Origin of the sequence: Candidatus Campylobacter infans, from assembly GCF_013416015.1 — a bacterium.
GTDB classification, from domain to species: domain Bacteria; phylum Campylobacterota; class Campylobacteria; order Campylobacterales; family Campylobacteraceae; genus Campylobacter; species Campylobacter infans.
Window position 1 is genome coordinate 509,307 of the sequence record NZ_CP049075.1, and the last position, 24,115, is coordinate 533,421.

At 36.7% G+C, this 24,115-nt stretch carries 25 protein-coding genes and 1 pseudogene; 5 read left to right on the forward strand and 21 right to left on the reverse strand.

What is annotated here, in order from left to right; translation table 11 throughout:
* Positions 1 to 51: 51 nt before the first annotated feature.
* From glnA to hisS, 5 genes are all read right to left on the reverse strand, one after another.
* Entirely contained in the window at positions 52 to 1,482 is a 1,431-nt protein-coding gene (gene glnA, locus CINF_RS02685) for a type I glutamate--ammonia ligase (protein ID WP_179975644.1), read from the reverse strand.
* 218 nt (positions 1,483 to 1,700) lie between these two features.
* Complete coding sequence (locus tag CINF_RS02690) at positions 1,701 to 3,455, reverse strand: methyl-accepting chemotaxis protein (protein WP_179975645.1); 1,755 nt, start codon at positions 3,453 to 3,455, stop codon at positions 1,701 to 1,703.
* A gap of 142 nt (positions 3,456 to 3,597) precedes the next feature.
* Positions 3,598 to 4,284 (reverse strand): serine O-acetyltransferase, encoded by a 687-nt coding sequence (gene cysE, locus CINF_RS02695; RefSeq protein ID WP_178696758.1) that lies wholly within the window; start codon positions 4,282 to 4,284, stop codon positions 3,598 to 3,600.
* On the reverse strand, positions 4,284 to 6,119 hold the full coding sequence (gene speA, locus CINF_RS02700; protein WP_179975646.1) for a biosynthetic arginine decarboxylase: 1,836 nt from the start codon (positions 6,117 to 6,119) through the stop codon (positions 4,284 to 4,286). Before speA ends, cysE begins: the two co-directional genes overlap by 1 nt.
* A gap of 14 nt (positions 6,120 to 6,133) precedes the next feature.
* Positions 6,134 to 7,381 (reverse strand): histidine--tRNA ligase, encoded by a 1,248-nt coding sequence (gene hisS / locus CINF_RS02705; protein WP_179975647.1) that lies wholly within the window; start codon positions 7,379 to 7,381, stop codon positions 6,134 to 6,136.
* A gap of 97 nt (positions 7,382 to 7,478) precedes the next feature.
* On the opposite strand from hisS, the gene CINF_RS02710 reads away from it, so the two are divergent.
* The 3 genes from CINF_RS02710 to thiD all read left to right on the forward strand — a co-directional run bounded on the left by CINF_RS02710 (position 7,479) and on the right by thiD (position 10,570).
* The gene (locus CINF_RS02710; protein WP_179975648.1) at positions 7,479 to 8,264 is read left to right on the forward strand and encodes a histidinol-phosphatase; all 786 of its coding nucleotides are present in this window, start codon (positions 7,479 to 7,481) and stop codon (positions 8,262 to 8,264) included.
* An 84-nt stretch (positions 8,265 to 8,348) separates the two neighbouring features.
* Complete coding sequence (gene cysS, locus CINF_RS02715) at positions 8,349 to 9,737, forward strand: cysteine--tRNA ligase (protein WP_179975649.1); 1,389 nt, start codon at positions 8,349 to 8,351, stop codon at positions 9,735 to 9,737.
* Between the two features lie 29 nt (positions 9,738 to 9,766).
* The gene (thiD, locus tag CINF_RS02720; protein ID WP_179975650.1) at positions 9,767 to 10,570 is read left to right on the forward strand and encodes a bifunctional hydroxymethylpyrimidine kinase/phosphomethylpyrimidine kinase; all 804 of its coding nucleotides are present in this window, start codon (positions 9,767 to 9,769) and stop codon (positions 10,568 to 10,570) included.
* A gap of 170 nt (positions 10,571 to 10,740) precedes the next feature.
* Here thiD and CINF_RS09150 read toward each other — a convergent pair whose 3' ends face one another.
* From CINF_RS09150 to CINF_RS02755, 8 genes and pseudogenes are all read right to left on the reverse strand, one after another.
* Positions 10,741 to 11,301: a CZB domain-containing protein gene (locus tag CINF_RS09150; RefSeq protein ID WP_420808771.1), complete on the reverse strand. Its 561-nt coding sequence runs from the start codon at positions 11,299 to 11,301 to the stop codon at positions 10,741 to 10,743.
* A pseudogene (locus CINF_RS09155) lies at positions 11,278 to 11,586 on the reverse strand (methyl-accepting chemotaxis protein); the annotation flags it as partial. The gene CINF_RS09150 and the pseudogene CINF_RS09155, both read right to left, overlap by 24 nt.
* 491 nt (positions 11,587 to 12,077) lie before the next feature.
* Positions 12,078 to 13,337, reverse strand: coding sequence for a bifunctional glutamate N-acetyltransferase/amino-acid acetyltransferase ArgJ (gene argJ, locus CINF_RS02730; protein ID WP_179975652.1), 1,260 nt, complete (start codon positions 13,335 to 13,337; stop codon positions 12,078 to 12,080).
* 8 nt (positions 13,338 to 13,345) lie between these two features.
* Complete coding sequence (locus CINF_RS02735) at positions 13,346 to 14,470, reverse strand: potassium channel family protein (protein ID WP_179975653.1); 1,125 nt, start codon at positions 14,468 to 14,470, stop codon at positions 13,346 to 13,348.
* A 10-nt stretch (positions 14,471 to 14,480) separates the two neighbouring features.
* Entirely contained in the window at positions 14,481 to 14,675 is a 195-nt protein-coding gene (gene rpmB, locus CINF_RS02740) for a 50S ribosomal protein L28 (protein ID WP_179975654.1), read from the reverse strand.
* A 199-nt stretch (positions 14,676 to 14,874) separates the two neighbouring features.
* Complete coding sequence (gene cysK, locus CINF_RS02745; RefSeq protein ID WP_178696748.1) at positions 14,875 to 15,789, reverse strand: cysteine synthase A; 915 nt, start codon at positions 15,787 to 15,789, stop codon at positions 14,875 to 14,877.
* A gap of 9 nt (positions 15,790 to 15,798) precedes the next feature.
* On the reverse strand, positions 15,799 to 16,209 hold the full coding sequence (locus CINF_RS02750; RefSeq protein ID WP_178696747.1) for an RrF2 family transcriptional regulator: 411 nt from the start codon (positions 16,207 to 16,209) through the stop codon (positions 15,799 to 15,801).
* Positions 16,206 to 17,501: an O-acetylhomoserine aminocarboxypropyltransferase/cysteine synthase family protein gene (locus CINF_RS02755; protein WP_179975655.1), complete on the reverse strand. Its 1,296-nt coding sequence runs from the start codon at positions 17,499 to 17,501 to the stop codon at positions 16,206 to 16,208. The genes CINF_RS02750 and CINF_RS02755 overlap by 4 nt, the downstream gene beginning before the upstream one ends.
* A 267-nt stretch (positions 17,502 to 17,768) precedes the next feature.
* On the opposite strand from CINF_RS02755, the gene CINF_RS02760 reads away from it, so the two are divergent.
* Both CINF_RS02760 and CINF_RS02765 read left to right on the forward strand, forming a co-directional pair.
* Positions 17,769 to 18,083 (forward strand): hypothetical protein, encoded by a 315-nt coding sequence (locus CINF_RS02760; RefSeq protein WP_179975656.1) that lies wholly within the window; start codon positions 17,769 to 17,771, stop codon positions 18,081 to 18,083.
* Between the two features lie 30 nt (positions 18,084 to 18,113).
* Positions 18,114 to 18,797, forward strand: coding sequence for a response regulator transcription factor (locus CINF_RS02765; RefSeq protein WP_178696744.1), 684 nt, complete (start codon positions 18,114 to 18,116; stop codon positions 18,795 to 18,797).
* Between the two features lie 80 nt (positions 18,798 to 18,877).
* On the opposite strand, the gene CINF_RS02770 is transcribed toward CINF_RS02765, so the two are convergent.
* The 8 genes from CINF_RS02770 to CINF_RS02805 all read right to left on the reverse strand — a co-directional run bounded on the left by CINF_RS02770 (position 18,878) and on the right by CINF_RS02805 (position 24,114).
* Entirely contained in the window at positions 18,878 to 19,366 is a 489-nt protein-coding gene (locus CINF_RS02770; protein WP_179975657.1) for a type II secretion system protein, read from the reverse strand.
* A 216-nt stretch (positions 19,367 to 19,582) separates the two neighbouring features.
* Positions 19,583 to 20,254: a ribosome biogenesis GTP-binding protein YihA/YsxC gene (gene yihA, locus CINF_RS02775; RefSeq protein WP_179975658.1), complete on the reverse strand. Its 672-nt coding sequence runs from the start codon at positions 20,252 to 20,254 to the stop codon at positions 19,583 to 19,585.
* Entirely contained in the window at positions 20,251 to 20,709 is a 459-nt protein-coding gene (locus CINF_RS02780) for an LptA/OstA family protein (protein ID WP_240156150.1), read from the reverse strand. Before CINF_RS02780 ends, yihA begins: the two co-directional genes overlap by 4 nt.
* Positions 20,706 to 21,224: an LPS export ABC transporter periplasmic protein LptC gene (lptC, locus tag CINF_RS02785; protein ID WP_178696740.1), complete on the reverse strand. Its 519-nt coding sequence runs from the start codon at positions 21,222 to 21,224 to the stop codon at positions 20,706 to 20,708. Before lptC ends, CINF_RS02780 begins: the two co-directional genes overlap by 4 nt.
* A 1-nt stretch (position 21,225) precedes the next feature.
* On the reverse strand, positions 21,226 to 21,720 hold the full coding sequence (locus tag CINF_RS02790) for a KdsC family phosphatase (protein WP_179975660.1): 495 nt from the start codon (positions 21,718 to 21,720) through the stop codon (positions 21,226 to 21,228).
* The gene (hisB, locus tag CINF_RS02795; RefSeq protein ID WP_179975661.1) at positions 21,717 to 22,289 is read right to left on the reverse strand and encodes an imidazoleglycerol-phosphate dehydratase HisB; all 573 of its coding nucleotides are present in this window, start codon (positions 22,287 to 22,289) and stop codon (positions 21,717 to 21,719) included. The genes CINF_RS02790 and hisB overlap by 4 nt, the downstream gene beginning before the upstream one ends.
* Before the next feature lie 42 nt (positions 22,290 to 22,331).
* Complete coding sequence (locus tag CINF_RS02800; RefSeq protein WP_240156151.1) at positions 22,332 to 23,225, reverse strand: septal ring lytic transglycosylase RlpA family protein; 894 nt, start codon at positions 23,223 to 23,225, stop codon at positions 22,332 to 22,334.
* Entirely contained in the window at positions 23,206 to 24,114 is a 909-nt protein-coding gene (locus CINF_RS02805) for a LysM peptidoglycan-binding domain-containing protein (RefSeq protein ID WP_178696737.1), read from the reverse strand. Before CINF_RS02805 ends, CINF_RS02800 begins: the two co-directional genes overlap by 20 nt.
* Position 24,115: the final 1 nt, after the last annotated feature.

A 24,115-nucleotide genomic window follows, 5' to 3' on the forward strand; every position in this document is an offset into this window, starting at 1 on the left:
ACTTAGATAGCGATTTGGTGCGCTAGATAAATTTTAATGCTTGCGCCATTTTTAGCAAGAATACATGGTTTTAAACTCAAATGGAGTAGGGCGCGCTTCATACGGCCACACTTGCGTTTCAAACTTAAAATGCTGATAAGTTTGTATAAACTCATCGCTCATAGCAACACTTAGATAATCATTATCGCGTATTAAAGCCTCTAAGCTACCGCGCAAGGTATGTGGAAACTGCTCTATGCCACGCTCTCTAATCTCATCAAGGGTTAGTTTAAACAAATCCTCATCCATTGGCCCAACCGGCTCTGTTTTATTTTTAATACCATCAAGTCCTGCTAAAAGCAAGGCACTAAATGCCAAATAAGGACAAGCCGTCCCATCTGGGAATCTAAACTCAGCCCTTGCGCTTTTTGCATTGCTACCATAAGGGATTCTCACGCTTGCGCTGCGGTTTTGGCACGAATAAGTTAAAATGCTTGGTGCTTCAAAGCCAGGGATTAGGCGTTTGTAGCTATTTGTGCTAGGATTTGTAAAGGCCGCTACTGCCCTTGCATGCGCCATCACTCCGCCAATATACCAGCGCGCAATATCGCTAAGTCCAGCATAACCGCTTTCATCAAAAAATAAATTTTTGCCATCTTTCCATAGCGAATTGTGCACATGCATGCCACTGCCATTATCGCCATAAAGTGGTTTTGGCATAAATGTAGCACTTTTGCCATTTAAATGGGCTACCATTTTTACTATGTATTTATAAATTTGGACATTATCAGCAGCTTGGACTAAATTATCAAATTTTACGCCGATTTCGCCTTGTCCTTGTGCGTTTTCATGGTGATTTACAAAGGTTTCAATGCCTACTAGGTTTAATGTATTTACCATTTCAGCGCGCAAATCAACCATAGAATCTATTGGCTGAACGGGAAAATACCCGCCTTTTGTGCGCGGGCGATGGCCTGTGTTAAAGCCATCTTTGTATTTTGTAGCATCATTCCACTGGCCTTCTTCTGTATCTACTTCAAACATCGCGCAATTTGGCTCATCAATGATTCTCACATTTTCAAAAACAAAAAACTCATTTTCTGGACCACAATAAATATTATCAGCTAGGCCAGTGCTTTTCATATATGCTACTGCTTTTTTTGCTATTGAGCGTGGGCATTTTTCATACATTTGTCCCTTGTAAATATCAAAAACATCACAAATTACTATTATTGTAATATCTGCGGTGAATGGATCTAAAAAAGCAGTTTGGACATCTGGCTTTAAAATCATATCGCTTTTATTTATCGGCTGCCACGCTACTATGCTACTTGCATCAAAAGGAATGCCAGTTTCAAAGGTATCCTCACTAACTGCGCTGATATTGTAGCTTAGGTGATGCCAAGTGCCACGCATATCAGTAAAACGAAAATCCACAAAGCGCACTTCATTTTTATCACAAAACTCAAAGAAGCCCTTTATATCATTAACAAACTTACCCATTTGTATCCTTTCAAAAGTAAAATCGCAAAATTATATCATAAAATTTTATATTTAAGTTTAAATTTATTTTCGTTTTAGGGGTCTTTTTTAATTTTTACTTTTTTTATTAAAAACTAAGCATTAAAATTTGGTTTATTAAAAGTGATATTTTCGTGCTTGCGCGCTTTTTAGTTTATTATTATTTAAGCGCGCAATATTAAGTTAAAGAAGTATTTGAATTAAAATTTCTTTTTATTTACATCGCTTAAAATATCATCAGCGATTTGATTAACATTTTTTGAAATTTCATTTGTGTGGTTTGCTACATTGACGCTTACTTGCGTGATGGATTCTAAATCTGTGATTATTTCGTTAATTTTAGTGGCATTTTTGGTTTGCTCTTTTATGGATTCGCTCATATCATTTATGCCTTGGACTAAAACATTTACATTAACTTCGATCTCATTTAGTGATTTGCCCGTGCGCTCAGCTAGTTTTCTAACCTCATCGGCTACCACGGCAAATCCGCGCCCATGCTCGCCAGCTCTTGCGGCTTCAATAGCCGCATTTAAGGCTAAGAGGTTTGTTTGATCGGCTATGTCTTTAATCACACCTACGATATTTTTAATATCATCTGCTTGTCTTGCCACCTCTGATGCTTTATCATTGACATCTTGCATGGAAGTGCTTATTTCTTCGATGGCGTTTGTGGATTGTTCTAGTGAGCTAGTTTGTGATGAGCTACTATCTAGTAATTTTTGCATTGAAATTTTAAGTTCGCTAGTTTGGGATACTAAATCTTTGGCGTAATTTTGCGATGAGTGGAGCATTTTTGTGATTTCTTCGCCTAAGATATTTGTTGTTAATTCTACGCTACCTTTGGCATTTGGGATTTGTGTTGTAAAATCCAAGGCCTTATAAGATTCAAAAACTCTATTGATTTCATTCATATTAGAGCCTACTTTTTTTTCTAAAACATCTAGCATATTATTTAGCACATTTTTTAGCTCTATTAGGCGCGGGTTGTCTGGATCTTTTATGATTCTGGCTGTAAAATCGCCGTTTTGGACGGCTTTTGCTGTTTGTGCTGATTGGGCGATTGCTAGGTTATCTTGGTTTAGACCTGCTTGGATTTTTTGAATATTTGTGTTTATTTCTTTTGCCATTGCGCCAAATTCATCTTTTGAGTTTAGCGCTTTTATGGTGCTTTGCGTTGAGCTGCCATTTAAAAAATTAAAAAAACTACATAGATTTGATTGTAAAACGCGCACGCTTGAAACTAGATTTGCATAAAATGCTAAAAGCAAAGGCACGCCAATAATGCCAAAACAAACGCTACCTATTAAAGCAGAGTTTAAAAGTGCTGTGTAGATATTATTAACGATGCTTTGTGAAATTTCTTGGGCGTGTTGTGAGAATGTGTCTGTATATACGCCAGTAGATAGCCAGATGTTGTTTGTATTTGGGATTAGCGTTGCGTAGCCGATTTTTTCGGCTGTGCCTAGCGTGCCATCTGGCAAGGGTTTTGAAAAGCTAAAATAAACAAAATTTGTTTGCTTGCTTTGATTTTTGGCTGTTTCAAAAAGCTCGCGCACATAATACACGCCTTTTTCATCTTTGACATTATAAAGCGATTTGCCAATTAAATCTTTGCGCGTAGGATGGGCTACTGGCGTGTATTCTTTATAGGCAAAATAATATCCACTTTTATCATTTTCAAAACGAAACTTTTCAATGCCTTCTGCTATGATTTGGATTTGAGCTTTTTCATCAAGTCCGCGCACAAACTCGCCCAAGCTAAAAGCCAGCGTATCTGTGGCTAATTTTATTTTTTGCTGTGTTTCGATTTTTGTGCTATTAGAGATGGCTTCGTTGGCATCGTTAAAAATATTTTTAGCATAGTGTAATATCACGGCCAGCGCTATCAATAACCCCACTAGCATACCAGCAACTAAAATTATGATTTTTACTTTCAAGGAAAAATTCTTATACATAAACCCGCCTTTTTAAAATTTAAAATAAGGCTTGATTTTATAATTTTTTTACTTAAAATTTTTAAAATTTTAAGTAAAAAATGCGCTTTGCTTTGATGAAAATTACGCAAATTAAATTTTAAGCTCTAAATTTTAAAGCCAGCTATTCTTTCAGGGATTTTAAATATTCTTTTAATTTATCATCGATTTTATAGCTTGGTTTATTTTTGGCATTGTTAGAGTTTAGGGCGTTTTCTAGCTCATCTATGCGCGCAAGCAAATACGCAAATAATTTTTTATCAATATCTGGGAGATTATTTAATGGCTGCGAGCATTCGCCAATGATGCGCGCTGGGCTACCAACAGCAGTGCAAAAATCAGGCACGCTTTTTGTTACTACGCTATTTGCGCCGATTTTACAACCTTGACCTATTGTAATATCGCCTAAAATTTTAGCCCCTGCGCCTACTACTACGCCATTTAGCAAGGTAGGGTGGCGTTTTGTTTTTTTAAGGCTAACTCCACCAAGGGTTACGCCTTGATAAATCAAACAATCATCGCCCACGATAGCAGTTTGACCAATAACCACGCCCGTGGCATGATCTATAAACACACCGCGCCCTATGATGGCACCAGGATGAATATCTACGCGCGTTAGAGCATTTGAAATGCCAGAAAGCACGCGCGCGCAGGCCTTAAAACCTCTAATCCATAAAGCATGACAAAAGCGGTGATTTATCACAGCCCAAACGCCTGGATAGTTAAAAATAAGATCCAACGCCCCATTATAAGCAGGATCTTTTAGGCGTGGCTGGGCTAAATCATTTTTAATTAAAGCAAAAATTCCCATCACTGCACCGTGCGCAAATAACTATTTGCATTTAAAAATAAATAAAGCTCACCAAGAATTTGCTTTTTAGCATTTTCATTTACTAGATTTGAGTTTTCTATTTGTTTGTTTATTAGGCTTTCGATTTCATCTATATCGTAATCTAAATCATTTAAAATTTCCATAATGCTTTGTGATTCTATAATTTCTTTAATCTCAAAACCATCTTTTGTAGGTATTATCACAGCCTCGCTAGGATGAGCAAAAAGATTATGCTTCATTCCAAGCACCTCTTGATAAGCCCCAACCAAAAAAAAGCCTAGAAAATACGGCTCTTCTTTAACATCTACATCGTGTAAAAATAAAGGATTATTTTTGCTACAAAAGCTAATCTCACCATCGCTATCACAAGTAATATCCCAAATAGAAGCACTAAGCGTTGGGCGTTTGTCTAGGTATTTTAGCGGTGCGATAGGAAAGTGTTGTTTAAGCCCCCAAAAATCAGGCAGACTTTGAAAAATTGAAAAATTTACCAAATATCGCTCTTGCGTGTTGCTTTGTATTCGCATTAAATCCGCATTATCATCAGCACCTAAAAGGCTAATTGTTTTTTTGATGATTAGATGAGTTAAAATTTCAGCATTTGAGCGATCGCACAAATCCACATAACCTAGCTCAAAAAGTGTAAGCACGCTTTCAAGATGCCCTGCTGCATCGTGAAAATATTCTATTGCATTGCTTGGTTTTATGTTGTTGTATAAATCATAAAGTTCGGCAATTAGCGTGGGATTTTGCTTTTTTAGGGCAAGTTTTTTTTCGCTGTATTCTCTGCTAAAAAGCTCTAAAACAGGTGCTGTTAGCACAGCATGACTAGCTGCTACAAAACGCCCGCTCTCTACAAAAATATCAGGCTCAGCTTCGCCTTTTTGCACAGCTATGCTTTGGAGTAAAAATACCACATCATTTGCGTATTCTTTAAGTTTGTAATTTTTAGTGTGGTAGTCTTTAAATTGTGAATATTCTATGGCTAAACCACCGCCTAGATTTATGGCTTTTAGGTTTTTTGCTCCCATTTTTCTTAGCTCAGCATAGATATTGCCAGCTTCTAGCAGGGCTTTTTTTAAGGGTTGAATGTCATTTATTTGGCTGCCGATATGAAAGTGTATCATACGAAATTGTTCGATTAGGCCGTGTTTTTTGAGTAAATTCACAGCTTCGATTAGCTCAGTTGAGGTTAGGCCAAATTTTGAGTTTATACCACCACTTTTAGCCCAAATACCGCTACCACCGCTATGAAGCCTAATTCTTAATCCTATGCTAGGCTTTGGTTTAAAGCGAGATTTTGTCGTTTCTATGATGGTTTCAAGCTCGCCAAGGCCTTCTATTGTGATTGTGATATCATGTCCCATTTCAGCTGCGATAAAGCCAAGGTTTATAAGCTCTTTATCCTTAAAGCCATTTACCGTTATAGGTGCTTTTTTAGCATTATAAGCCATAGCTATTAATAGCTCAGCCTTTGAGCCTGCTTCTAAGCCATAGCCGTGTTTTTGGCCAAAATGAACTATATTTTTAACAAAAGCAGGGTATTGATTTACTTTTAATGGATAAACGGCGTTAAAATTTCCTGAATAATTAAACTCTTTTTTAGCCATTTTAAAGCTAGAATAAAGTTCTTCAAGCTGTTTTGCGATTAAGTGCGGAAAGCGCAAAAGTATGGGTCCGCGAAGTCCTGTGGCGCGGATTTGCTCTACCATATCTTGTAGGGCGGGCTTGCTTGGCGTATTTAGGCAAATTTTACCTTTTTCGATGATAAAATCATCATTTGCCCATATATTTAAGCCATAATTATCCTTCATCTTTGCTCCTTTTGCTAGTTTTGCTCATTTAACTCGCTTATTAAATCATCAAGTGGCACTTTTTTATCAATTTTATTTTCTAAATTTCTAAGCCAAATTTCATTATTTTTTGCTTCATCAAGGCCTAAGCATAAAAAAAACTTAGCGTTGATTTTATCGGCATTTGCTAGCTGTTTGGCTGGTGCTTTAATATCATAAGAGATTAGCACCTTAAACCCAAATGCCCTTAATTGATTTGCCAAAAAGCAAATGTTTTTAAGCAATTTCTCATCTAGAGCGCATAAATAAATACTATCTTTTTGTGCTTTTTCTTCGCTTTTTAAAGCCAAAATCTCCATAATGCGCTCTATGCCCATAGCCCAGCCAACAGCAGGCGTATCGTGGCCTTCTAAATCGCTTATTAATCTATCATAACGCCCGCCACCTATAATGGCTGATTGCGCGCCTATTTCATCGCTTACAAACTCAAAAGCAGTTTTACAATAATAATCCAGCCCTCGCACTAAGTTTGAATCTATCACAAATTTTATACCAGCTTGTCTTAATAAAATTTGTAAGGTTTCAAACTCATTTTTGCATTTATCATTTAAAGCATCAAGCAAAATCGGCGCGCCACTTAGTGCTTGCTGGCAGTTTTCGTTTTTGCAATCTAAAATTCTCATCACATTAGTTGAAATGCGCCTTTTACAATCCATACAAAGTCGCGCGCTTACGCGTTTGGCGTATTTTAAGAGCGCTTCTTTATAATTTTGCATAGAATCTTCATCGCCTAGTGAGTTGATTTTAAGCGTGGCTTTAATATTAAGTGCTTTTAAAATATCACTGGCCATACATATTAGCATTGCGTCTTCATAAACGCTAGCGATACCAAAGCATTCTACGCCAAATTGATGAAATTCGCGTTGTCTGCCACGCTGAGGTCTTTCATAGCGAAACATCGAGCCATGATAATACCAGCGGTAAATTCCGCCAGCTTTATCTAATTTATTTTCTAAAAATGCGCGCACCACGCCTGCTGTGCCTTCTGGGCGCAAGCAAATGCTATCACCGCCTTTGTCGCTAAACTCATACATTTCTTTACCGACTATATCGCTACTTTCGCCCACGCTTCTTTTATAAAGTGCTGTGCGCTCTAAGGTTGGGGTTTGAATGTAATTGTAGCCGTATTTGCTAGCTACTTGCTCGCAAGTGTTTATGATATTTTTATATAAACGCGCTCTATCATCTAATAAATCGTGCATCCCGCGTAATGATGTTATCATTTATAAATCCTTAAAAAATAAAAAGTCGCAATTATCGCAAAATAATCCTATAATTTAAATTAAATTTGCCTATAATTACGATTTTTTAAGGATTAAAATGTTTATAGATTTACACAATCACACCCCGCTTTGTAACCACGCAAGTGGCACGCCACGCGAGTTTGCGCTTAAAGCCTGCGAGCTAGGATGTAAATATTTTGGATTTAGCGATCACGGCTTTATGAATTATGATTTAGCTTATAGAATGAGCAAGGCTCAAATTCCATTTTATCAAGCCCTAATAAATGAAGTGCGTGCAGAATTTTCAAATAAAATGGAGATTTTGCTAGGTTTTGAGGCTGATTTTATGAGCGATAAAAAACTAATGAGCGATGAAATAAATCACGCAAAATGCGATTATTTAATAGGCTCTGTGCATTTTTTAAATACTTGGGGTTTTGATAACCCAGAGTTTATAGCAAATTATGCTAATAAAAATATAGACACGCTTTATGAGGATTATTTTCAAGCACTTTGTGAAATGATAAAGAGCGAACTTTTCGATATTGTAGGGCATATTGATTTAATTAAAATTTTCAACTATCGCCCAAAACGCGATATAAGACAATACGCAAAACCAGCAATCAAGCTAGCCAAAAGCAAAAATATGGCAATAGAGCTAAACACGGCCGGATACCGCAAACCTTGCGCCCAGCTTTACCCAAGCGATGAAATTTTAGAGCTAATGGCTGAAATTGGCGTAAAAATCACCTTTGGCAGCGATGCTCACAGCATAGATCAAATAGGACTATATATGGATAAAGCCATAGCAAAAGCAAAAGAATTTGGCTTTAATAAAGCAAGTATTTTTAAAAATAGGCAAATGATTGAGATAAAATTTTAAAATTTACTCAGCCAAAAGGCTAAATTTAATTTAAAATTTTCTGCGTTAATTAGTTATAATTGCGCTTTTTTAAAAAGGATAAAAATGAAATTTTATGATTCGCATTTAAAAAAACAAGTAGATTTTAAACCAACAAATGAAGGCGAGGCAAATATTTATTTATGTGGGCCAACCGTTTATGATGATGCGCATTTAGGGCATGCAAGAAGTGCTATTAGTTTTGATTTGCTTAGGCGAGTTTTGCTAGCTCTTGGTTTTAAGGTGCGTTTTGTGCGTAATTATACAGATATTGATGATAAAATTTTACATAAAATGAGCGCAACTGGGGCTAGCTTGGAGCAAATCACAACGCAATATATCGCAAGTTTTGAAGCTGATATGAGTGCGCTTAATGTTTTAGAACCTGATTTTAAGCCAAGGGCAACTGAGTATATAAGCGCGATTATTTCATATATACAAATGCTTTTTAAAAATGGTTTTGCTTATGAGATTAAAGATGATGGGATTTATTTTGATAGTGGGCGAGATAGCAAGTATTTAAGTCTTAGCGCGCGAAAAGATGAAAATAAACAAGCAAGGGTGCAAAATAATAATTTAAAGCGCGATGAAAAGGATTTTGTGCTTTGGAAATTTGATGAAAAATACTATGATAGCCCATTTGGCAAGGGACGACCTGGCTGGCATAGCGAATGCGTGGCGATGATACGAGAGATTTTTGGCAAAAATAGCAAGGGGGATTATGAGATTGACATTCACGCAGGCGGGGCGGATTTGCTTTTTCCTCACCACGAAAATGAAGCTGCGCAATGTCGCTGCGCATATAATAAAAATCTCTCAAAATACTGGCTACATAATGGTTTTGTCCAAATCAATAATGAAAAAATGAGTAAGAGTTTGGGTAATTCTTTTTTTATAAAAGATGCTTTAAAACACGCACCAGGTGAGGCTTTACGCTTTTATTTGATGGCAGCGCATTATAGATGTAATTTTAATTATAGCTTAGATGATTTAAGTGCTGCAAAAAAACGCTTAGATAAAATTTACCGCCTTAAACTGCGCTTAAATGGCGCAAAACCAGATAAGGTAAATGAAAATTTTAAAAATGAAATTTTAAGTGCTTTAAGCGATGATTTAAACATTTCCTCAGCTCTTGCTAGCGTTGATGAAATGGTAAATAACGCAAATGCCGCCTTGGATAATGATGGTAAAAATAAAATTTTAAAGGCGCAAATATCAGCTGATTTAGCCTTTGTGGCTGAGATTTTTGGAATTTTACAAACTGATGAAAATGAGTGGTTTAGATGGGGCGTAAGCGCTGCTTTAAAAGCGCAAATAACCCAGCTAATAAATGAAAGAAATCTAGCCAAAACGGCAAAAAATTACGCAAAAGCCGATGAGATTAGAACGCGCCTTAGCGAGCTTGGCATAAGCATTATGGATACGCCATCAGGCGTTAGCTGGCAAAAAGATTAAACCTTTTGCTAGCAACTAAAAGGCAAGATATGAAAAAAATTTTAAGCATTGCAGGCTTAGATAGTAGCGGGGGCGCTGGTATTGGGGCTGATATTAAAACCATAACCGCGCATAAAATGTATGCAATGAGCGCAGTTAGTGCAATCACAGCGCAAAACACCCTGGGCGTGCGCGCAATCATGCAAGCAAGCGCGCAAATTTTAAGCGAGCAAATTAGTGCTTGTTTTGATGATATGGGTGTAGATGCGCTAAAAACTGGTATGCTTTTTAATGCGGAGTTAGTAAATGCTGTAATTAAAACACTTAAAAAATATCAAGCAAAAAATATAGTATGCGATCCAGTAATGCTAGCAACAAGCGGGGCAAAACTCTTACAAGATGACGCAATAGACGCACTTTGGGAGCTTTTTAGCATTAGTGATATAATCACGCCAAATTTAAGCGAAGCTAGCTTTTTGGCTAAGTGCGAGATAAAAAATCTAAGCGATATGAAAAAAACGGCCAAAGCATTACATACGCGCATTTTAAATAAATCAAACGGCAAGAATTGCGCTGTTTTGATTAAGGGCGGGCATTTAGATGCTTGTGATGTTTTATTTGATGGGAAAAATTTTAACGAGTTTAAGAGCGAGAAAATACATACCAAAAACACGCACGGCACGGGTTGTACGCTTTCAAGCGCGATTGCTTGCGCATTAGCTAGTGGGCTTGATTTGCCAAAATCCATAAGCCATGCTAAAAATTTTGTGCTAAATGCCATCAAAAACGACATAAATATTGGCAAAGGCTGTGGGGCGATAAATCATTGCTATAATATTCAGGCACCATTTTAAAATTTATTTTAATAAACGCGCTAGCTTAAAAAGATTAAAATTTACTAATTAAAATTTCAAAATAAAAACTAAATTTTAAAATTTACTAATTTGCGATTTAAAATTTCAAAAGATAAAAAACGCTTAGCAAAATTTGCTAAGCGTGGGGTGAGATTAAAATTTAAAGTTATTTAAATTGAGCTAGGTGTAGAGCCTTGAACGGCGCAGGTATAATCATCGCACACTACATTTTTGCTATCGCTTGTGCTAGGCGTTCTTGGTCTAGCATTTAAATCAATGCCGTTTCTTTCTAATTCTGCTTCTACATTTAAGCGCTCAGCTTTTAGCAATTCTCTAAATATTTCAAATAAAACAATTGTATTTTCTTCTGCTGTTTTAAATAATTCTAGCACTCTTGATTTATCATTAACCCCTTCGCTTAAAAGCGCAAGGGCTTTATTGAAGTTATCATGTACTGCTTTATGTGGCTCAGCGATTTTTTCATACATAGATGATTTAGCATAAATTCTGCTGCCTTCATTTGCATACCATTTACCTAAGCGACATTGCGTAGCATCTGGCATTGGATCAAATTTCTTATCAAAAGCCTTAGCATAGCCATTTAGTTTAAACGCAACATGGTCTAATTTTATAAGGTTTGTAAAAACATTATTTGAGATATAAGTAATGCAAGAGCGGATATTTTTAGCTTGTGATATTAGCTTGCCAAATTCTGTGCGGAAATTTTGTATGTGAGCGTTGCTTTCATTGCTTATTCTTTCTACTTCTTCGCTTGAACTAAACATATCGCCACTATTTTGTTTTAATAAGTTTATATTCATTTCTACCTCAGAAGTAGCCTTTTGCGTGCGTTCGGCCAAATTGCGAACCTCATCGGCAACCACGGCAAATCCGCGCCCATGCTCTCCAGCTCTTGCGGCTTCAATAGCAGCATTTAAAGCAAGCAAATTCGTTTGATCTGAAATATCTTTGATTAAGTTTATCACATTTGAAATTTCATCTACGCTTTTATTTAAGTTTTCAGCATCAGAACGTGATTTATTTGAGCTTTGAGCTATGCGATTTAAAGATTCTGTGATTTCTTCGCTAATTTGTGAAAGATTGCCTATATCTTTGATATTATCATTGCTAATGCCTACTGCGCGGTGATTCATAATGATATTTTTTTCTATATCGCTTTGGACATCTTTAATGCATTTGAGCGCGCCAGCATTTAAGCTATCTACGGCTTTGGTTAGAAATTTGCTATCTTCGATATCTTGGGCGTTTTCTTGGGCAGCTTCTATTTGAGCTTTTAATTTTGCGATTTCTTCATCTTTTTTAGCGATGATGGCTCTTTGAGCTTCTAGGTCGTGTTTTAGGCTTTCGATTTGTGATTTATTGCCAAACATATTTTCTCCTTTGTGGTTTTGGATTTAAAATTTTAATTTGCTAATTGTATAAAAAATTTTAAAATTTTAGCTAAAAAAGCTAAGAAATTTTTAATTTTTCATACTCTTTGCAATCTTTATGAGCGATAATCGGCATTTATGCTTACATACTCATGCCCTAAATCGCAACCATATGCTTTATAGCAAGCAATCCCCGTTCCTATGTCGCAAATGATTTTATAGCTATCTTTTAGCATTATTTCATGTGCGGCTTTTTCTCTAATTTCATCTAATTGTGGGTTTTGTGCGTTATAAACAAGCACATCATCATAATATATGCTAAGTTTATTTTCATCGCAGTTAATGCCGCTAGCGCCGATGGTTGAGGCTATTCGCCCCCAGTTTGGATCGCAACCAAAAAGCGCGGTTTTAACTAAAAGAGAATTTGCTAAGGCAAGAGCTGCTTGTTTGGCTTCTTCTTTTGTGGCGGCATTTTGTATCTCAAAGGCGACAACTTTTGTGCTACCTTCGCCATCTTTTACTAAATTTAAAGCCATTTGTAAGCAGATTTGATTTAAGGCAAAACCAAAAGCCTCTTTATCATAGCCCTTGGCTTGTTTGGAGCTTAAAAGCATTATTGTATCGTTTGTGCTAGTATCGCCATCTACGCTTATTGCATTAAAGCTTTGTTCTATGGCGCATTCTAGCAATTCGTGCGCATCTTCATTTGGGATAGGCGCATCAGTTAGTATAAAACAAAGCATTGTAGCAAGGGCAGGATTTATCATACCAGCACCTTTGCAAATGCAGGCTATATTAAAGCTTGTGCCATCTTCAAGCTCAACTTTTAGCGCAATTTCTTTTTTAAAGCGATCAGTAGTCATTATGGCGCGCGCTAAGGCATCGCTATTTTGCGCGTTTAGATTAAAATTTCTAGCAGCGCAGATGATTTTTTCTTTATCTAAGCGATAGCCAATAACGCCTGTTGAACTCATCAGCGGATTTACTAAGGTAAAATTATTAAAATTTGGTAAAGATTTTAGAGCCTTAAAAATTTCATCTATATCGTCTATACCGGCTTTTCCTGTCATTGCGTTAGCGTTTTTGGAATTTAATAAGATAAAATTTGTGTGTAGTTCATTTTTGTAAAAGTCCGCGTTTTTCTGGCTAGTATTTTGGATGCTATCAAGGTTTAGATTAAAGGTTTTTTCAAAATGCCTTATTGGCGCAGCTTTAAATTTATTTCTAGTAAAACGCGCCCAAAGGCTTGCGTTTTGGCTGGCTCTTATAAAGCCTAAGTCATTTTGCCCGTCTTTTTTAAAACCCGCACTAAGCCCATCAAAGCTAAACCCAGCCACATTTTCTAAGCCATTTTTTAAAGAAATTATTTTAAACATTTTTATCCTTATATGTAGCGAAATTCTTCTGGTTTGCGCTTGCTGTAAATTAAATGCTTCGTAGCGCGTATGCTCTCAGCCGTGCCAATTACTAAAAGTTTTGAGCCTGTGCCTATTAGAGTATCACCTTTTGGCATTGGTGTGAATTTGTTATTTTGATCTCTTATGCCGACTATATCAGCGTTTGTAATGCTTCTTAAATGCGTTTCTTTAATGCGTTTAAAGCGCATCCAGCTAAGATCTGGCACTTTTATTTCTTCTATATCAAGTGGGGAATTTTTATCATAGAGAAATTTTTCAAGCATATTTTCCATATCTGGGCGCGCACTTATGGCACTTAGACGCTGTGCTACTAGTTTTGTTGCTGATACTACGGAGTTTGCTCCAAGTTTGGTTAGCTTTATGGCATCATCATCGCTGTTTGAGTTTGTCATTATAAAATAGGGCTTTCTGCCAAGCTCTTTTTCATATAATCTCGCCGTGGCTATCATAGCAATATTATCGGCTATATTATCGCTTAGGGTGATTAGACCTTTTGCGCTTGAAAAATGAGTTTTTAAAAGCGCTGTTTGCGTGTGTGGCTCGGCGATTATGTAGTAAGGATATTTATACTGCTCAGCTAAATCGCTAAGGTGGGCTGAGTTATCAACTACTACAAAAGGTATGTGATTTTCTCTAAATTGCTTGCTTAATTCTATTGTGTAGATATTGTGATAGCAAATTACAAAGTGGTTTTTAAGGCTTGCGATTTTATAAAGCATCGAACGCTCCTGTAAAATCTGTGCGAGAGTGCCTTTTTTTAGCACTTCGATAACTATACCCATTGAAAAGGTAAAAGCAGCGAAGCCAACTAAAATAAAGCAAATCGTAAAAATACGCCCAGCAGGGCTAATGGGCGCTACTTCTGTAAAGCCCACCGTGGTAAAGGTCATCCCAGCTTGATAAATCGCATCAATTAGGGAAAAATTATCAATCAGCACATACCCAGCCGTCCCAAAAAGCATCATCACTACGATGAAGATCAGCGGCAAGCGAAAAGGGCGTAATTGCTCGTAAAGCTCACTGCTAGTGCTGTATTCAGGGGAGTTTATGCGCCAGTTTAGAAACTTAGCTAGTCTTTGTCCTAGCGTCATTTTGAGATGCTTAGCTGTTTTGTAGTTTTTTCATAGTGCGAAGTGTGCTAGCGGCTACGCGAATGCGGCGAGTTGTGCCGTCTTCTAATTTCACGCGTATGCTACGAAGATTTGGCATAAAACGGCGTTTTGTTTTATTGTTAGCGTGGCTTACATTATTGCCTACCATAGGGCCTTTGCCAGTAATAGCGCATACTTTTGACATTTTTTATCCTTGTTTATAAATTAAAGGCGTGATTGTAGCTAAAAGAACTTAAAAACGCTTTAAAATTTTATATCTTTTATGCCATAAAAACAGCGTTTTTAAGTTGATATTAAAATAACAGAGCGTAAATTTTATGCTTTATAAATTCTAAATTAAACATAAAATTAAAATTTTAATTTTTAAATTTTAATTTAACAAATTAACCAAAAATTCCCGTAGAAATGTATCTTTCGCCTGTATCATTTAAAAAGGTTAAGATGGTTTTATTGGCGTTTTGGCTTAGTTTGGCAAACTCACTAGCAGCAAAAATATTTGCTCCGCTTGAAATACCAGCTAGCAAGCCTTCTTGTCTGGCTAGCTTTTGCGTGGTGGCGATAGCGTTTTCATTTGAAACCACAAAAAACTCGTCTATAACACTTTGATCAAGGTTTTGAGGCACGAAATTTGCGCCTATGCCTTGAATGGCGTGAGCAGCGGCATAGCCTTGGCTTAAAAGCGGGCTAGCTTGTGGCTCTACTGCGATAACTTGGAGATTTTTGATGTGTTTTTTTAGCTCTCTTGCGGTGCCGCTAATAGTCCCGCCAGTACCAAAGCCAGCGATTATTATATCGATTTTGCCATCGCTTTGTTCTAAAATTTCTTTTGCTGTGGTGTTTTCGTGGGCTTTTGGGTTATCTGGGTTATTAAATTGACTTGGGATAAAGCTATTTTTTATTTCTTTTGCTAATTCATTTGCCTTATCAACCGCGCCTTTCATACCTAGTTTTGGCTCAGTTAGCACAAGCTCTGCTCCATATGCAAGTAAAAGTTTTTGTCTTTCTAAACTCATAGAGCTTGGCATAGTAAAAATCGCGCGCAAGCCATAAGATGCTGCTATCATCGCAAGCCCTACGCCTGTATTGCCACTAGTTGGCTCTATAATCACGCTATTTTCGTTTATCGCACCTTTTTTAAATGCTTCATTTATCATATTTAGGGCGATTCTATCTTTGATTGAGTGTCCTGGGTTTAAAAATTCCACCTTTGCTATTATTTTAGCCTCTTTACTAAAAGAATTTATGCGAATTAAAGGGGTTTTGCCTACTAATTCGCGCACATTATTTGCAATTTGCATTTTTAATCCTTAAATTACATAGTTTAAATACGCATTAGCTTCTTGCTTAAAGGCTTCAAAGCTACTTAATGGTTTATTAAAAAGCTCTTTTAATTTTTCATCATATTCTTTTATAAAAAGTGAATATGGCGTGTTTAGAGTAACTCTGCTTAGCCCAAAATCTTTTTCTAGTAAATTAAAAATTTCATAATAGCTAATTTCGCTTAGCGGTCTAGATAAATAATACCCGCCTTTTAGCCCTTTTATGCTAGCTATTAGGCCAGCACTTCTTAAATTATTTATAATTTGCTCTAAATAATTTTTGCTAACATTTATATTGTCTGAAATATCTTTTAGGCTTATTGGCGAGCTACTATTGCCTTTTGAAATTTCAAAAATGCATATTAGTCCATAAACGCCTTTTGTGCTAAGCAGGCTCATAGTTTTGCCTTTTTGAATGCCTTTTGTAGATCTAGTATTAAATCATCTACATTTTCAAGTCCTATGCTTAGGCGGATTAGTCCTGCGCTTATGCCTGCGTTTTTAAGACCATCGGCATCAAGTTGAGAGTGAGTAGAGCTTGCTGGGTGAGTGATGATGCTTTTTGAATCGCCTATATTGACGATTACGCGGAAAAGCTCGGTGGAATTTACTACCTCATTTGCTAATTCTTTGCTTTCAAGCTCAAAGCTTATAAGCCCGCTAGCTAGGCCGTCTGTGAAATTTTTACTTACATATTCATAATAAGGCGAGCTTTTTAAGCCAGGATAATTTACGGCCTTTACGCCCTTTGTGTTACTTAAAAACTCAGCGATTTTTAGCGCGCTTTGGCTTATGGCTTTTATGCGAACGCTTAGGGTTTCAAGGCCTTGAATTAACTGCCAAGCATTAAATGGGCTTAAACTAGCGCCTATATCGCGCAATAATATGGTTTTAATGCGAATTGTAAAAATATCAAAATGCTCTACTAAGTTTGCAAAAACTAAGCCGTGGTAATTTGCTTCTGGCTCGTTAAACAAAGGATAGCGCGGGTTATTGGCTAATTTTTGGTTTGTGCTTTTTGCGCTTGCGATTACGCCTCCAAGCACTGCGCCATTACCGCAAATGTATTTTGTCGCGCTATGAACGCTGACATTTACGCCGTGATTTAATGGTTGGTATAAAATCGGCGTGGCTACTGTGTTGTCTGTGATTGTGATTATGCCGTGTTTATCGGCGATTTTGACGATTTCTTGTGTGTTTGCAACAGCAATTTGCGGATTTGATAAGGATTCAAAAAAAATCGCCTTGGTTTTAGCATCTATTAGGCTTTCTAGCGAGCTTGGATTTTCTACATCAAAGATTTTTGCGCTAATGCCAAAATTTTTAAGCGTATTGCCCAAAAGTGCGGTGCTACCGCCGTAAATTTTATTTGAGATAATTATATTATCGCCTGCGCTTGCAATATTTGCTATGGCATAAAAAATAGCCGCTGAGCCAGAGCTAGCACTAATTGCTCCGGCTGCGTTTTCAAGCGCTCCAACTCTTGCTTCAAATACATCGACAGTAGGATTTGTAAGGCGAGAATAAATCGGGCCAAGTTCTTGTAGGGCAAAGCGAGCCGCCGCTGTTTGGCTAGTGCCAAAATCAAAGGCATTGCTAAGATACAATGGCACGGCAACTGCGCCATTTTGCTCTTTTTGCGAGTTGTAGCCTGCGTGTGTGGCTAGGGTTTCTTGGTGTAAGTTTTGCATGGTTTGTCCTTTTTTTGAAATTTAAAGCGAATATTAGCAAGAAAATTTTTAAATGTCAAGTATTTTAACTAAAATTATATATTTTATTTAAAAATATTATTATACAATGATTTAAACTAAAAGCATTATTAGAATATACTTTTTAAATATATTATTTTTAATGTAAATTAATTCCTTTTTATCAATAAAATTTAATAAAAGATATTTTGCTTTAAAGTAGCGAAATTTTAAAAGATGATATTAAATAAAATTTGATAAAATACGCGCATGCAAAATGAAAAATTTATGAGAGTTCGGTATTTACGCGCTTTGGAGCGTTTTAGTATGGATATTAGCAAGGCTATTAAAAAAGAAAATTTTGATGAATTAAAATTTCAAGCCTTAGTAGAAAAAAATACACAAATTTTAAATAAAATCCCAAGTGTGAGCTTGCATTCATCGTATTCAAAGGCACTTTTGGCCTTTGTTAATATGGCTAGTAATTGCTCGCGCGCTGAGCTTTTAAAGGCCGCGAACGCGCTTGACAAGTTTAAAAAAGCCAAAAATTATAAGCGCGATAAAAATGGCGAGCAAGATTATTAATAAAATTTTAATAATATTTAAAGGAATGATATGAAAAAAATTTTAATGATTGAAGATGATTTTGAGCTTGCAGAAATTTTAAGTGAATATTTGGAATTAAATGAGTTTAGGGTTAAAATTTGTGGTGAGCCATATTTAGGGCTTAGTGAATTAAATATAAATACTTATGATTTGGTGATTTTGGATTTAACTTTGCCAGGGCTTGATGGGCTTGAAGTTTGTAAGCAAATACGCAAAAAACACAATGTGCCTATTATTATTTCAAGCGCGCGCCACGATTTAGATGATAAAATCACGGCTTTTGATTTTGGTGCGGATGATTATTTGCCAAAACCTTATGATCCAAAAGAATTACTAGCGCGCATCAAAAGGCATTTAGCGCGCGTAAATACCGATGAGGGCGCATTTATCGCTCCAAAAAATACCAAAAAATCGCTAGTTTGTGATGAGTTTGCACATATTATTAAATTAAACGGCACTGCGCTTGCATTAACAGCAGCAGAGTATGATATACTAGCATATATGTTAAAAAGAGAAGGTGGCGTGATTCGCAGGGAGGAATTTATTTATAATTGCGATGCTATTAGCCTAGATAGCTCGCCAAAAAGCATAGATGTGATAATCGGGCGCATTCGCACGAAACTAGGCGAGGATCCCAAAAATCCGCGCTTTATTCACGCAATTCGCGCTGTTGGCTATAAATTAGAGCAGTAAATTTAAAATTTTATAAATTTTTAATCAGCGCGCATTTTAGCGCGCATTTATTTTATTAGTATTTAAAATTTATTAAAATTTTACCAATTTGTATCGAAGCCACTTACTATAATCTCGCATTCATCGATTATTTCATCATCGCCTTTTGCGCACATATTTTTGATGGAGGGAAATTTTCTTAGCATTAAACAAGCCGCATCGTCTTTGTTGGCCGTTTGGCTAAAATCTATAATGATTTTTGAAGCGCGCGCTGGGCTTGTGGTATCTGTGGCGTCGCCTGCGTTAATTACTCGAATTTGTGCGCAATCTCCGCCTTTAATTTTTAGCACTCCGTTATTTGCGTTTAGGGCTACGATGGCTCGCGTCATATCGTGGATATTTGTTGCAAATTTGCCCTTTGCTGTGTAATAGGTGCTAATATCGCTTATAGCAGTTGTTAAATCAGAAGCTGCCTTTACGACCTCTGCATCATCTCTTGTTGCGGCTAATTTTGGCAAAGCCACAGCAGCCAAAACTCCCAAAATCAAAATCACAAAAATTAGCTCAATCATTGTAAAAGCTTTTTTCATGTAAATTCCTTGTAAATTTTAAATAAATAATTGTTAAAAATGTAAAATTATAGGTATTGTGCGGTTAAACAGAGCTTAAAATTTTAACATTTTTACTTAATATTTAAAAAATAATTTTTAAATATTATAAAAATATTTTAAGTTTTACTTGAAATTTAGCAAAATTTAAGACTAAGCAAAAAATGACTTTATAAATTAAAATTTGTGATTAATTATTTATTTATAAAGCGTTTCATAAAGGATATTTGTTAGTTCGGCAATGCCGGTTTTTTTAAGGGTTGAGATTAAAATAGCGTTTTTATCGTGCGCTTTTAATTTGGCGCGCTCGCTTTGGTTTAGTTTATCGGCCTTTGTGTAAATGCGTAAAATGCGCTGATCTGCGCGCACAAAAGAGACTAAAAACTCGCCCAGTTCATCATCGCTAGCAAGATTAAAATGCCTGCTATCAATTAAATGCAAAAAAGCGCGGATATTTATGCGCGATTTTAAAAACTCACTTAAATTGCGTTGCCATTGTGCTTGCATAGCCTTGCTAACCTTAGCATAACCAAAACCTGGCAAATCCACAAAAACCGCCTCGCCATTTACCTTAGAGCCTTGAAATTCCCTGCCAAAACGCACTTTAAAAAAATTTATCAGCCTGGTTTTGCCAGGCGTGCTGCTTGATTTTGCTAGGGAGTTTTTTTGGCATAAAGCATTGATTAGCGAGCTTTTGCCGACATTTGAACGCCCTAGGAATGCTAGCTCACTAAGAGCGTAATCATCGCAAGTTTTAAGATCAGGGCTTGATGCTAAAAAGCACGCATCTATAATGCGTGCTTGATTTAAAATTTTAAAATTTTCATTATTTTGAGTGTGATTGCTGGCTAAATTTTGCGTAGGGTTCATTTTTTATCTTGCATATCAAAAATAAATTTTATAGGCGCACCATCGCCATCAACGCTGTAAGTGCCTTTTTTTTGATTGATGGTGATTTTATTGCCGTAAAGCTTTTTATCTGTGTCTATTTCGTGTAAATACGCTTTGCCACTTAGAATGTAGATTTGCGATGCTGGCTCGTAGCTAATCTCATTGCTACTGCCATCATAACGCTTGCCTTTAAGCTCTGCTTTAAAGCGCGCATTGCCACTGGCTGTGTATTTGATAGGTTTTTTGTTTTTATCAAAAAGTATTTTTGCTTTGTTTGCTTGAAGGGTGTCGTGTTTGCCATTTTTTATGGTTACATTGCCATTAAGGTTTGCTATAAGCGCGTTTTCATCGCCATCAAAGCTATCTGCTGTGATTTGGACTTGCTCGGCAAAAAGCCCTATAAAAAGCAAGCCAATAAATAAAAGAAATTTCATTTTTGTGTCCATCCTTGCACGCCATTTGCGTGCATTTTCTTAGTTGTTAGATTATATTTGCCGCTACTTGCGTGCATTTTGCTAGTGTTTTGCTCTATATCAAAGGGTTCTGGTGCGGTTAAAATTTTACTTTCTTTATCGAAAATTAGGCTATTTGAGCTGTATTTTAAACCGCTAGTTTTGTTTTGGTATTTGGCATTGCCTTGGAGGTGTGTGATATTGCCTTCTAGGCTTGCTTGATCTGCGCTAAGCTCGTGTAGCTCGCTATCTGGCGCATATAAGGCCCAAAACTTACTTGCTATATCTTGCTCTTTGTAGCGCGTGATATTTTGTGCGCCGTATTTAGCGTAGGTTTTGCTGGTGTTTAATTCTATGATTTGAACATTATTTGCTTGCATATTTGCTATGCTGATATTATTTTTATCTATATCAATCTCAAAAGGATTATCAAGCATACTAAAAACCACGCTAACGCTAAAAAGCGTTATAAAAAAATAAAAAATTCTAATACTCATCTTATAAAAATTTGGCTAAAAAGCTTTGATAATCTCCGTTTTTTTGCATAATTAGCTTTAACATTTGGCGAATTGCGCCATGCCCGCCTTTTTTGCTTAGAATGATATTTGCGCATTTTTTGGTTTCTTTTATGGCATCTTTTGGCGCAAAGCTCATTTTCACGGCTTTTAAAAGCTTTATATCGTTTAAATCATCGCCTATGGCAGCAGCATTTTGAAAGCTTAAATTTTCTTTTTTTAAAATTTCTTTTGCTATTTTTAGCTTATCGCTAACGCCTTGAAAGCAATATTTTATATTTAATTCCATGCATCGATTGGCTACTATTTGTGAGGTTTTGCCTGTGATTACGGCGCTGATGTAGCCTAGATTATTGCATTGTTGTAGCAAAAAGCCATCTTTTACATCAAAGCGTTTAAGCTCTTCATTTGCATTGCCTTTATAAATAGCGCCATCGCTCATGCACCCATCAATATCTAAAAAAATAATCTTAATCACAATACGCCTTTTGTGCTTGGGATTAAGGCTCGTTCATTTTGGCGTAATGCACGGCGAAGTGCGATGGCAAGGGCTTTAAAGCAAGCTTCTGCTATGTGGTGAGCGTTTGTGCCTGAAATTTTACGGATATGTAAGCTGATTTTTGCATTAAAGCAAAACGCGCGCATAAACTCTTCAACCAACTCACTATCAAAATTTCCAATCTTATCTTTCATTGGCACATCAAAAACCAAAAAGGCGCGATTTGATAGATCAAGCGCGCATTGAACAGCTGCTTCATCCATCACAGCTATGCCATCGCCAAAGCGTTCTGCGTTTTTAAGTGGGTAGATTGCTTGATTTAGCGCCATTCCAAGCACAATCGCGCAATCTTCTACACTATGATGCCCATCAACTTCTAAATCGCCCTTACAAGTTAAAGTGATATCAAAATAAGCGTGCTTACAAAGCGCGTGTAGCATATGATCAAAAAATCCTATGCCGGTATTTATATCGCATTCGCCCTTGCCGTTTATGTTTAGGCTTAATTTTATATCGGTTTCGTTTGTGCTTCTAGTTAGTGTTATCATTTTTTCTCTTTTGAATTAAAATTTTAAGTGCTACTAGCTAAATTATTCTCTTACTATAAATGCTCCGCTTAAATCCGCATTAGCTTTTATAAAATCCTTTGCTTCTGCTTGGCTTCTAAATCCTGTTAAAAATACGCGATGTAGGTTATTTTCATCATCTGTGTAGCTTTTGATTATTGTTTTATAACCACCGTGGCCATTGTATTTTTGCTGGTAGGTTTTAGCTCCGGCTGGATTTTTAAATGCGCCTATTTGGATCATAAAAGTACCGCCACTTACCCCTGCTGTGCTTATTACGCCCACTCCGCCAAAATCATCAAATTTTGAGTTTGTGTTAGGATTTGTGTGAGCGCCCCCATTGCTTTTTCCATAAGCGCTAGTATTATGCCCGCTATAATCGCCATAAAAGCCCACTACTTCGAGCCTTACAGGGGCTGTGCCACTACTTAGCATATCGATTTTATTTGCTGCGCTTTTGCTTAAATCAATTATTCGCCCCGCAACAAAAGGCCCACGATCATTTATGCGAACTTGCGTGGTGCGATTATTTCGTAGGTTTGTAACTTTTATTATGGTATTCATCGGCAAGGTTTTGTGCGCTGCTGTCATCGCATGCATATTGTAAATTTCGCCATTGCTAGTTTTTTTACCGTGAAAATTTGGCCCATACCAGCTAGCTATGCCCGTTGCTTGGTCGCCTATATTTACTGTGGTTGGATAGTAGGTTTTGCCGTTTATTGTGTATGGGCGCATAGTGGCTTTTTGGCTAGCGGGGCTTGTGCTTGGCTTGCTTTTAAAATCCCCTGAGCTTGGCGCGTTTTTAAACTCCCAAGCATCATATCTTGGTAATTGCGCCGAGCCACATCCTGCTAGCAAAAATCCGCTAAGTAAGGCAAATATTAAAATTTGATGGATTTTATTTTTTTGGAATAACAAGATTTACTCCTGTGGTTAATGATGTATTTTGCATATCATTTGCGATCATTAATGCTTTTATAGAGGTGCGAAATTTGCGTGAAATATCCATTAAAGTATCGCCTTTTCTTACTTTGTAGCTTCTTAGGCCTTTTAGTGCCAAATGCGTGGCGTTTTTAATGGCTTCGTTTTTTAATGCGTCATTTGAGATGTTTGGGTTATTAAATAATCCATAGCCTGAGCTTACTACTTGGTTTAAATCCTCGGCAATTTGTGCTGTGATGATGATTTTGCGCACAAAATTTCTAGTTTCTTTGCTTAAATATCTTTTTTGGGCATTTAATAACACGCGCAAATCATCGCTACCAGCTCTTGTAATAGCCCTTCTAAGCGCGCCCTCGCCGCAGTTATAGGCTAATATCGCCAAATACCATTTACCAAATTTTTCATTTAGCATTTTTAGGTATTTAGCGGCTGCTTTGGTGCTAGCTACTGGATCTCGGCGTTCATCGATGTTGCCTTGGACTTTTAAGCCCATGGTTTTGGCTGTGCGGGGGATTAGCTGCCAAACGCCTGCTGCGCCTTGGCGTGAGGTGGCTTTATTTCTTAGCCCACTTTCAACTACTGCTAAATACAGCATTTCATCAGGGATTTCTTCATCTTTTAGTGCTTCTTGGACTAAAACTATATTGGCGTATTGCTCTTTAATAGCGCGCATTAGATGCTTTTTGTATTCTATGCCTTGTTTTTCTTTTAATTTTAAAAAATCTGGATCTTTGATGTAATGCGGGTCGATATCTAAATTTTTTAAGATATTTATATCTTTTGCGTAATCAATATGCTCGTTAAAATAAGCAAAGGCTATATTATGGGCAAAAAATATTGATAAAATTAGTTTAAAAAATTTCATT

What these genes read in the sequence shown, in the direction of transcription:
- rpmB (WP_179975654.1), bottom strand. Translation starts at nt 14,675, where the DNA reads ATGTCAAAAGTATGCGCTATTACTGGCAAAGGCCCTATGGTAGGCAAT.
- CINF_RS02755 (WP_179975655.1), bottom strand. Translation starts at nt 17,501, where the DNA reads ATGCAAAACTTACACCAAGAAACCCTAGCCACACACGCAGGCTACAAC.
- argJ (WP_179975652.1), bottom strand. Translation starts at nt 13,337, where the DNA reads ATGTTTAAAATAATTTCTTTAAAAAATGGCTTAGAAAATGTGGCTGGG.
- CINF_RS02690 (WP_179975645.1), bottom strand. Translation starts at nt 3,455, where the DNA reads ATGTATAAGAATTTTTCCTTGAAAGTAAAAATCATAATTTTAGTTGCT.
- CINF_RS02805 (WP_178696737.1), bottom strand. Translation starts at nt 24,114, where the DNA reads ATGAAATTTTTTAAACTAATTTTATCAATATTTTTTGCCCATAATATA.
- yihA (WP_179975658.1), bottom strand. Translation starts at nt 20,254, where the DNA reads ATGAACCCTACGCAAAATTTAGCCAGCAATCACACTCAAAATAATGAA.
- CINF_RS02710 (WP_179975648.1), top strand. Translation starts at nt 7,479, where the DNA reads ATGTTTATAGATTTACACAATCACACCCCGCTTTGTAACCACGCAAGT.
- cysS (WP_179975649.1), top strand. Translation starts at nt 8,349, where the DNA reads ATGAAATTTTATGATTCGCATTTAAAAAAACAAGTAGATTTTAAACCA.
- cysK (WP_178696748.1), bottom strand. Translation starts at nt 15,789, where the DNA reads ATGCAAATTGCAAATAATGTGCGCGAATTAGTAGGCAAAACCCCTTTA.
- hisS (WP_179975647.1), bottom strand. Translation starts at nt 7,381, where the DNA reads ATGATAACATCATTACGCGGGATGCACGATTTATTAGATGATAGAGCG.
- CINF_RS02770 (WP_179975657.1), bottom strand. Translation starts at nt 19,366, where the DNA reads ATGAAAAAAGCTTTTACAATGATTGAGCTAATTTTTGTGATTTTGATT.
- lptC (WP_178696740.1), bottom strand. Translation starts at nt 21,224, where the DNA reads ATGAGTATTAGAATTTTTTATTTTTTTATAACGCTTTTTAGCGTTAGC.
- hisB (WP_179975661.1), bottom strand. Translation starts at nt 22,289, where the DNA reads ATGATAACACTAACTAGAAGCACAAACGAAACCGATATAAAATTAAGC.
- cysE (WP_178696758.1), bottom strand. Translation starts at nt 4,284, where the DNA reads ATGGGAATTTTTGCTTTAATTAAAAATGATTTAGCCCAGCCACGCCTA.
- CINF_RS02765 (WP_178696744.1), top strand. Translation starts at nt 18,114, where the DNA reads ATGAAAAAAATTTTAATGATTGAAGATGATTTTGAGCTTGCAGAAATT.
- thiD (WP_179975650.1), top strand. Translation starts at nt 9,767, where the DNA reads ATGAAAAAAATTTTAAGCATTGCAGGCTTAGATAGTAGCGGGGGCGCT.
- CINF_RS02750 (WP_178696747.1), bottom strand. Translation starts at nt 16,209, where the DNA reads ATGAGCCTGCTTAGCACAAAAGGCGTTTATGGACTAATATGCATTTTT.
- speA (WP_179975646.1), bottom strand. Translation starts at nt 6,119, where the DNA reads ATGAAGGATAATTATGGCTTAAATATATGGGCAAATGATGATTTTATC.
- CINF_RS02780 (WP_240156150.1), bottom strand. Translation starts at nt 20,709, where the DNA reads ATGAAATTTCTTTTATTTATTGGCTTGCTTTTTATAGGGCTTTTTGCC.
- glnA (WP_179975644.1), bottom strand. Translation starts at nt 1,482, where the DNA reads ATGGGTAAGTTTGTTAATGATATAAAGGGCTTCTTTGAGTTTTGTGAT.
- CINF_RS02735 (WP_179975653.1), bottom strand. Translation starts at nt 14,470, where the DNA reads ATGACGCTAGGACAAAGACTAGCTAAGTTTCTAAACTGGCGCATAAAC.
- CINF_RS02760 (WP_179975656.1), top strand. Translation starts at nt 17,769, where the DNA reads ATGCAAAATGAAAAATTTATGAGAGTTCGGTATTTACGCGCTTTGGAG.